Consider the following 7485-nt stretch of genomic DNA (forward strand, 5'->3'; position numbering starts at 1 on the left):
GCCAGTGTGTCTCATCGGTCCTCCGTAGTCCCGATCGCGCGGCCGATGCGCTGCGCGGCGAGCACCACCGCGACGATCACCAGGCCGGGCAGGGTGGTCATCCACCAGGCGAGCACGAGGTAGTTGCGTCCCTCGGAGATCAGCGAACCCCATTCCGGGGTGGGTGGCGCGGCACCGTAGCCGAGGAAGCTGAGCGACGAGATCGCCAGCACCGCAACGCCGAATTCGACCGCGGCCAGCGCGGCGACCGGCGCGTACGCGGTGCGCAGGATGTGGCGCAACAGCACGGTGTGCCAGCGCACCCCGGACGCGAACGCCGCCTCCACGTAGGGCGCGCGACGCACCCGCAGCACTTCCGCACGCATCACCCGCGCGAACCGGGCGATCAGCGCCACCCCCACCGCGATGGCCACATTCCGGGTACCGAGCCCGAGCACGGTGATGAGTACCAGTGCCGACAACAGCTCCGGAATCGCCAGCAGCACATCGACTCCGCGCATGACGACGGCATCGACCGTCCCGCCGAGGGTGCCGGAAATCAGACCGATCGCCGAACCGATCACCAGCCCCAGCAGCACGGCACAGACGGTCGCCGACAGTGTCAGCGCCGCTCCGTGCGCCACCCTGGTGTACAGGTCGCGGCCGAGGTTGTCGGTGCCGAACAAGTGCTGCAAGCTGGGGCCGCGGAATTTCTCCTCCGGCACTCCCGCGCGCGGATCGTTGCCGGCGAGAAGCGAGGGCGCGACCGCCCAGCCGAGGACCACGATCAGCACGAGTACCGACACCGCCAGTCCGGCGGAAGCACGCAGACGTTTCGGCGCCAGTACCCGCCGCACTTGCGTGATCCGTGCGGCCGTCGGTTCGGCGATGAGCAGTGTGTCAGACATGAGCGCCCACCTTTTCTCGGGCGACGGCGACGCGAGGATCCAGCAGCGGATAGATCAGATCCACCGCCAGATTCACCACCACGAAGGCCAGCGCGGCGATCAACACGATGCCCTGCACCACCGGAATGTCCTGATGCAGCACCGCGTTCTGGGTGAGCCGGCCCAGGCCGCCGCGCGAGAACACGGTTTCGACCACCACGGAACCCGCCAGCACCGTGCCGACCCACAGTCCCGCGACGGTGAGCGCCGGCCCGGCCGCCGCGCGCAGCACATGCCGCCACTGCACCCACAGCCGCGAGGCGCCCTTGGCGAAGGCCACATCGACGAACGGCTGCCGCCACGTGGTGGCCAGACCGCTGTAGAACACCTGCGCGATCACCGCGCCGACCGGCACCGCCAGGGTGACCGCGGGCAGGATCGTGCCGCTGAAGCCCGTCCCGCCGAAGGCGGGCACGAGGCGCAGCCGGAACGAGAACAGTTGCAGCAGAAGCAGACCCACCCAGAATGTGGGCATCGCCGCACCGATCGGCGGCAGCGCCGTCAGCAGATTCCGCAACCACGGCCGCCGGGTGTAGGACGCGGCCACGGCCAGCGCGGTGCCGAAGACGATCGCCAGCAGCAGCGCGAGGCCGGCCAGCGCCAGCGTCGAGGGAATCGACTGCGCCAGCGCGCCGGTGACGGACTGCCCGGTGTTCAGGGAGCGTCCGAGATCACCGCGGACGGCGTGGGTGAGCGCGGTCCAATACTGTTCCGGCACCGTGCGGTCCAGCCCGTATCTGGCCCTCAGTTCCGCGATGGCGGCCGGATCCGGGGGCACACCCGGATCCGCGTCGACGGCCATCTGCACCGGATCCGACGGCAGCAGGAACAACACGGCGAAGGAGATGGTGAACGCCGCCCACAGCACCCCGATCGCCTGCAGCACCCGCACGATCACATACCGGGTCATCGGAGTCATCGCTTGCTCAGCCAGGTGTCGTAGAACTGCAGGCGCGCCGAGGCCTCGAACTTCAGATCGTGCACCGCGCCGGACACCCCGATCGCCTGCGACAGTTCGATCGTCGGCAGCCACAGTCCGTTCTCGATCACCGATCGCTGCGCCTGCCCGATGATCCCCGCCCGTGCCGCCGGATCGGTGGTCGACAACTGGTCGGCGAGCGCCTGGTCCAGCGCCGGAATCGGTCCGCGCTGGTTGAGGTTTCGCTGACCGCGGCCGAAGGTGGTGCGCAGGATGTCGCCGTCGGCGCGGGTGGTGTTGAAGTAGGTGGCGTCGAAATCTCCGGAGTTCTGCCGCGCGGTGTAGTCGGCGACGGGCGTCAGCTCCAGCCGGATATCCACCCCGATCTTGCGCAATTGCTGCTGCACCAGTTCCAAGGTCGCCTGATTCGCGGCGAACTGCGCACCGAACAGGACACCGAACGACAACCGCCGCCCGTCCTTCACGCGGATCCCGTCGCCGCCGGGCACCCATCCGGCCTGATCCAGAATGCGGCGCGCCTGGTCGGGGTCGTAGGCGATCGACTTCGAAAGATCCACGTAGCCGGGCGTTTTCGAGGCCAACGGCCCGGTGGCGGGCAGGAACTGCGGCCCCAGCACCGTATCCACCAGCTGCTTACGGTCGATTCCGTGCAACAGGGCCTGGCGCACGGCGGAATCCGACAGCGGCGCCCGGCTCACATTCGGTTGCAGCCCGAAGGGAACGCCGGGGTTCGAGTCGAACTGCACCTTGGCGCCGGCGGCCTCGAGTTGCGGAACATCCTGGGGCAGTGCGTCACTGACGGCGTCGAGCTGATTCGACGACAGGCTGCCGGTGCGCACCCCGGCCTCGGGGACGACGGTGAATTCGATGCGATCCAGATACGCCTCGCCGGAATGCGCGAACACCGCCGAACCCCACCGATATCCGGGGCGCTTCACCAGCGTGGCCGACGCGTCCTGGCGATAGCCGGCGTAGACGAACGGACCGCTGCCGATATTGTCGCCGAGGCAGCGCTGTTCGGCCGGTTTCGCGATGGTCGCGTCCGCGAGAATGCCCAGCTGAGGTGTCGACGAGGCCTGCAGGAACTGGGCGTTCGGCGCGTCGAATCGAACCTCGGCGGTGAGCGGATCGACCGCCGTGGTGCCCGCGTACCCGGCCAGATAGCTCGCTCCCAGCGGGGCTTTCGCCGCGGTGAGGGTGTGCACGATGGCGTCGAAGTTCTTCTGCACCGACGTGGCGTTCAGCGGCGTGCCGTCGCTGAACGTGACGTCGGGCCGCAGATGGAAGGTGAAGGTCTTCGCGTCCGGGCTCACCTGCCAGGAGGTGGCCAGCCACGGCTTGATCTCCCCGCTGGCGGGATCCTGGTCGGTGAGCGAATCCACGATCTGGCGTGCCACGTACAAGGTCTGGTTGGTGCCGGCCTGAGCCGGATCCGAGCAGGTCGGCGCCTGCGACAGGCCGTAACGCAGGGTGCCGCCCGGCTGCGGGGGACCGGCGTCGCCGCCACCACCGGTGGTGTTCGCGCAGGCGGCGATCGCCAGCGTCGCGGTGAGCGCGAGCGCCGGCGAGAGGATTCGTTTCATTCGGTGACTCCGGGTGGATCGATGCGGTAGCGGTCGGCGCCGAGCGGACGGCTGGGAATGGTCCGGCGCAACTGGGGCGCCACCTCGGCCTGGAAGAGTTCGAGACTTTCGCGGTGCTGCTTGTCGGTGAGCCCGTCGCCGTCGGCGCCGAGGTGGATCACCTCGTGACCCAGCCGCGCGTGATAACGCCCCAGCTTGTCGAGTACCTGCTGCGGGCTGCCGACGACGGCCGAACTGCGCTCGACGAAGTCCTCCACCGACGTGAAGACCTCCGGCGCACCGTATGTGCGGGCGACCGCACGGCGCGCTTCGAAGATCGGGCGGTAGGTGTCGAGCGCGGTGCGGGAATCGCGGGCGACGTAGAACCCGGCCGTCCCGGCGCCGACCAGCGCGTCGGCGGGGTCGTGGCCGTGAGCCGCCCAGCGTTCCCGGTAATGGTCGACCAGTTCGGCATACGGTTCGATCGGGTACGTCACATTCGCGGAGAACAGTGGATCGCCATGGCGCGCGGCCACTTCCACCGATTCGCGGCTGGTGGCGCTGCCGTGCCAGATCCGCAGCTCCGGCTGCAACGGCCGGGGGAGGGTCTTGGCACCGGACAGCGACGGCCGGAACCGGCCCGTCCAGGTGACGTCGTCGCTGCGCCACAGCTGCCGGAACAGCTCGTAGCCCTCGCGGTTGCGGTCCCATTGGTCGGCGGTGGTGACGTGGAACAGTTTCGCCTGCGCCGCGCCGTTGCCCTTGCCGACGATGAGCTCCAGGCGGCCGCCGGACAGATTGTCCAGCGTCGCATAGTCTTCGGCGGCGCGCACCGGATCGAGCAGGCTCAGCGTGGTCACGCCGGTGAACAACGCGATCCGGGAGGTCAGCGCCGCGATATGGCTGAGCACCACCGGCGGCGCGGACGACAGGAACGGGTCCTCGTGGCGTTCTCCGACCGCGAATCCGTCGTAGCCGAGCGTCTCGGCGAGCCGGGCGCTGTCCACCACCCGGCCCAGACGGCGCGCGGGTGATTCGAGTATGCCGGTCACCGGGTCGGGCTGGTGGGTGATCAGCGTCAACAACAGGAATTTCATACGTGGACGGCACCGGCCTCGCCGCGCACCGGCGGATAGCGGAATCCGGACCGCACCGGGGTGTACACACCGTCGCGTTCGCGGCCGAAACGATTGCGCCGCTGCACTTTTGCCACCCGTGTCGGATATTTCTCGAACGGATGCGCGAGCAGACCGGGCTGAACGGACGGCGTGCGTTCGAGCGGGGTGTACCCCGCCGACAGGTACAGGGCGACCGCCTCGGGTTGCCGCGGACCGGTGGTCAGGAAGATCCGCCGATATCCGCGGCGCAGCGCTTCGGCCTCGAGTTCGGCGAGTACGAAGGTCGCCAGGCCGCGACGGCGGTGCTCGCGTGCGGTCCAGATGCGTTTCAATTCGGCGGTCTGCTCGTCGTAGCGGCGGAACGCCCCGCCGGCGACCGGTTCGCCGTCCTCGACGACCACCAGCAGATCGCCGTGCGGGGCCGCGAAATCGGCGGCCGGATAGTTCACCAGATCGGCGTGCACCTCACCGACGCTCCCGCCGTAGCGGCTGCTGTATTCGATGGCCAGCTCCGCCAGCAGCGGCGCGGCCATCGGATCGTCCTGGCCGACGTGAAAAACGCTGCGTACCATTAGTTCCTCCATCGGTCCCGGCGGTAGCACCCATACCCAGTCGGGGGGTTGCTGCGACGTCGTGGAGCCGGGTCTCTCGATCGCTCTGGATGGGCGAAACGTCACGCTAGGGGAATTCCGGTGCGGGGTCAGTACTCTGGATCGCGCTGAATCCAATCCTTGCCGGGGGGCCCGTCCGGCGGTGTGATTACCGGTGTCGCACCGACCCGGCGAGCCCGCGCACCGCTACCTCCGGATCCCACACACCCCGCCGCCCGAGAGTCAGCGGATAGCAGGCCAGACCGAGCACCATCGCACTGAAATGTCCTATGTCGGTGAAGGTTCGGTTCGAGAAGACCGGTATCGCGTAGAAGACGACCACGCCGAGCAGATACACATACCGCCACGGCTTCGCGATCCGATACACCAGCACGGCGATGACACCGGCCAACGCATAGCTCACACCGTAGTCGAGGGTGTTCACCGCCGATTCCGGGGCGTAACCGTGCTGGATGGCCCAATACAGGACGCCCTCGCTGAGGTAGGTCGCGCCGACGTGCGCGATCACCACCACCGCCAGCCAGCGCAGCGTTCCCAGCCAGCGTTCGGCCTGGGCGTGGAAGATGGTGTAGCTGACCGCGTAACCGAACCAGCCGCCGCCCGCGAGCCAGAAGGCGCTCGAGATCAGCACGTGCACCGGATCCTCGCGCAGATGATGCAGATTGGTCGAGCGGTTGCCCAGCAGAGTCTCGGCCTGATCGGGGGACAGGTGCCGGACCACGAGGGTGGACACGAGCAGGATGGCCAGCCAGATGTAGGTGCCCGGCGCGTGCCGGATGTAGTCGCCGATCGCGGCCGTGGCGGTCCGCCACCGGGAGCGCTCTCGCCTGGGCATCGGTCACCTTCCTCGACAGATCGCGAAGATCGCTTCACTATGAGCCCGCACGCCGCCGTTGCACTCACCCGCGGCGGGTGAGCCGGCGCCACACCCCGCCGAATACCCCGAATACGGCAAAACGCCTGGTCCGGCCATGCCGGGCGCGCGCCGAGCGACGACGACACGTACTCTCTGCTGCGATGCGACACCGGATTCATGGTGTGGACTGGAGGGTGCTGTGTCCCGGGTGGGCGCCGTGCATGCGAGGGTGCGAGACAGAGGCGGTGAGGACGTGCGCAGGCGTCGATCTCTACTGGTGGTGTCGGCGGTGCTGACGGCGATCGTCGTGCTCGTCGGCGGATGTGGCGGCTCGGGTGGCGGCACTTCCTCGGCGCCGGTGTCCAAGGCGCCCGAGATCACCGCGCCCGCGGCGATCGAGGTGCCCGCCGCCGATCACGGGCCACTCAATCCGGCCACGCCCATCGTGGTGAACTCCGCCGACGGCATGCTCACCAAGGTGACCGTCACCGACGGGGACGGCAAAGCGGTCGCCGGCGATTTCGGTTCCGACCATCGCAGCTGGACCTCGAAGGACCCGCTGAACTACGGGACCACCTACCGCGTCGACGCCCAAGCGGTGAACCTCGCTCAGGTCGCGACCGACAAGACGGTCACCGTCGCCACGATCGACGCCGGTCACAAGGCCTACGCGAATGTCGTGCCCGCCCCCGACCTGGTCGCTCAGACCGGCATCGGGGTCGGGCAGCCGATGGTTTTCCAGTTCACTCAGCCGGTGGCGAACAAGGCCGAGGTGCAGAAGCATCTGAAGGTCACCGTCACGCCGCCGCAGCCGGGCGCCTGGTACTGGGTCGACGACAAGGATGTGCACTACCGCGCCGCGCAGTACTGGCAGCCGGGCACCAAGATTCATATCGAAGCCGACGTCTTCGGTCTCGACCTCGGCGACGGCGTGTTCGGCGCGGAGAACAACAGCGCCGACTACACGGTCCACGACTCCTGGATCGCCCAGGCCGACGGCAACACCGAACAGCTGACGATCCTGCACAACGGCGCGCAGGTGAATCAGATGCCGATGAGTCTCGGCTCACCCGGATTCCCGTCTCACGAAGGGCCGCACGTCATTTCGGAGAAATCGCCGTCGATCATCATGGACTCCTGCAGTTACGGGGTCTGCGCCGGCCAGGCCGGGTACTACCGCGAGAAGGTGGACCTGGACGAACGCATCTCCAACGACGGTGAATTCGTCCACTCGGCGCCCTGGTCGGTGGGTCAGCAGGGGGCCAGCAACGTGTCGCACGGCTGCGTGAACCTCTCACCCGACAACGCCCAGTGGTTCTTCGACCACTTCGGTGTCGGCGATGTCGTGGAGATCACCAACTCCGGTGGCCAGCCGCTGCCGGTGTGGGACACCTACGGCGACTGGGAGGTCCCGTGGAACGTCTGGCAGGCCGGTAACGCGAACAGCTGATCCGGCCCACCCGGCGGCTACC

At 68.3% G+C, this 7485-nt stretch carries 6 protein-coding genes, 1 pseudogene and 1 riboswitch; of the genes and pseudogenes, 1 reads left to right on the plus strand and 6 read right to left on the minus strand.

Translation table 11 applies throughout. The features are described from left to right. Positions 1-11: 11 nt before the first annotated feature. From ON23_RS08670 to ON23_RS08695, 6 genes and pseudogenes are all read right to left on the minus strand, one after another. Positions 12-887 (minus strand): ABC transporter permease, encoded by an 876-nt coding sequence (locus ON23_RS08670; protein WP_039777367.1) that lies wholly within the window; start codon positions 885-887, stop codon positions 12-14. Further along, positions 880-1836 (minus strand): ABC transporter permease, encoded by a 957-nt coding sequence (locus ON23_RS08675; RefSeq protein ID WP_039777384.1) that lies wholly within the window; start codon positions 1834-1836, stop codon positions 880-882. Before ON23_RS08675 ends, ON23_RS08670 begins: the two co-directional genes overlap by 8 nt. A 5-nt stretch (positions 1837-1841) precedes the next feature. Further along, positions 1842-3449 (minus strand): ABC transporter substrate-binding protein, encoded by a 1608-nt coding sequence (locus ON23_RS08680; protein WP_039777368.1) that lies wholly within the window; start codon positions 3447-3449, stop codon positions 1842-1844. Then, positions 3446-4525 carry an LLM class flavin-dependent oxidoreductase gene (locus ON23_RS08685; protein ID WP_039777369.1) on the minus strand — a complete coding sequence of 360 codons (1080 nt, stop codon included), beginning with the start codon at positions 4523-4525 and terminating at the stop codon, positions 3446-3448. Before ON23_RS08685 ends, ON23_RS08680 begins: the two co-directional genes overlap by 4 nt. Positions 4526-4653: 128 nt before the next feature. Next, positions 4654-5130: pseudogene (locus ON23_RS08690) on the minus strand (GNAT family N-acetyltransferase); the annotation flags it as partial. Beyond that, positions 5124-5214, minus strand: a riboswitch (SAM riboswitch). It overlaps the preceding pseudogene by 7 nt. Positions 5215-5305: 91 nt before the next feature. Then, positions 5306-5992 carry a rhomboid-like protein gene (locus ON23_RS08695; protein WP_039777370.1) on the minus strand — a complete coding sequence of 229 codons (687 nt, stop codon included), beginning with the start codon at positions 5990-5992 and terminating at the stop codon, positions 5306-5308. 274 nt (positions 5993-6266) lie between these two features. Between ON23_RS08695 and ON23_RS08700 the strand changes: the two genes are divergently transcribed. Then, the gene (locus ON23_RS08700; protein ID WP_039777371.1) at positions 6267-7463 is read left to right on the plus strand and encodes a L,D-transpeptidase; all 1197 of its coding nucleotides are present in this window, start codon (positions 6267-6269) and stop codon (positions 7461-7463) included. Positions 7464-7485 lie beyond the last annotated feature (22 nt).

Source organism: Nocardia cerradoensis NBRC 101014 (genome assembly GCF_000308535.1).
GTDB lineage: Bacteria > Actinomycetota > Actinomycetes > Mycobacteriales > Mycobacteriaceae > Nocardia > Nocardia cerradoensis.

What these genes read in the sequence shown, in the direction of transcription:
- ON23_RS08670 (WP_039777367.1), bottom strand. Translation starts at nt 887, where the DNA reads ATGTCTGACACACTGCTCATCGCCGAACCGACGGCCGCACGGATCACG.
- ON23_RS08675 (WP_039777384.1), bottom strand. Translation starts at nt 1,836, where the DNA reads ATGACCCGGTATGTGATCGTGCGGGTGCTGCAGGCGATCGGGGTGCTG.
- ON23_RS08680 (WP_039777368.1), bottom strand. Translation starts at nt 3,449, where the DNA reads ATGAAACGAATCCTCTCGCCGGCGCTCGCGCTCACCGCGACGCTGGCG.
- ON23_RS08685 (WP_039777369.1), bottom strand. Translation starts at nt 4,525, where the DNA reads ATGAAATTCCTGTTGTTGACGCTGATCACCCACCAGCCCGACCCGGTG.
- ON23_RS08695 (WP_039777370.1), bottom strand. Translation starts at nt 5,992, where the DNA reads ATGCCCAGGCGAGAGCGCTCCCGGTGGCGGACCGCCACGGCCGCGATC.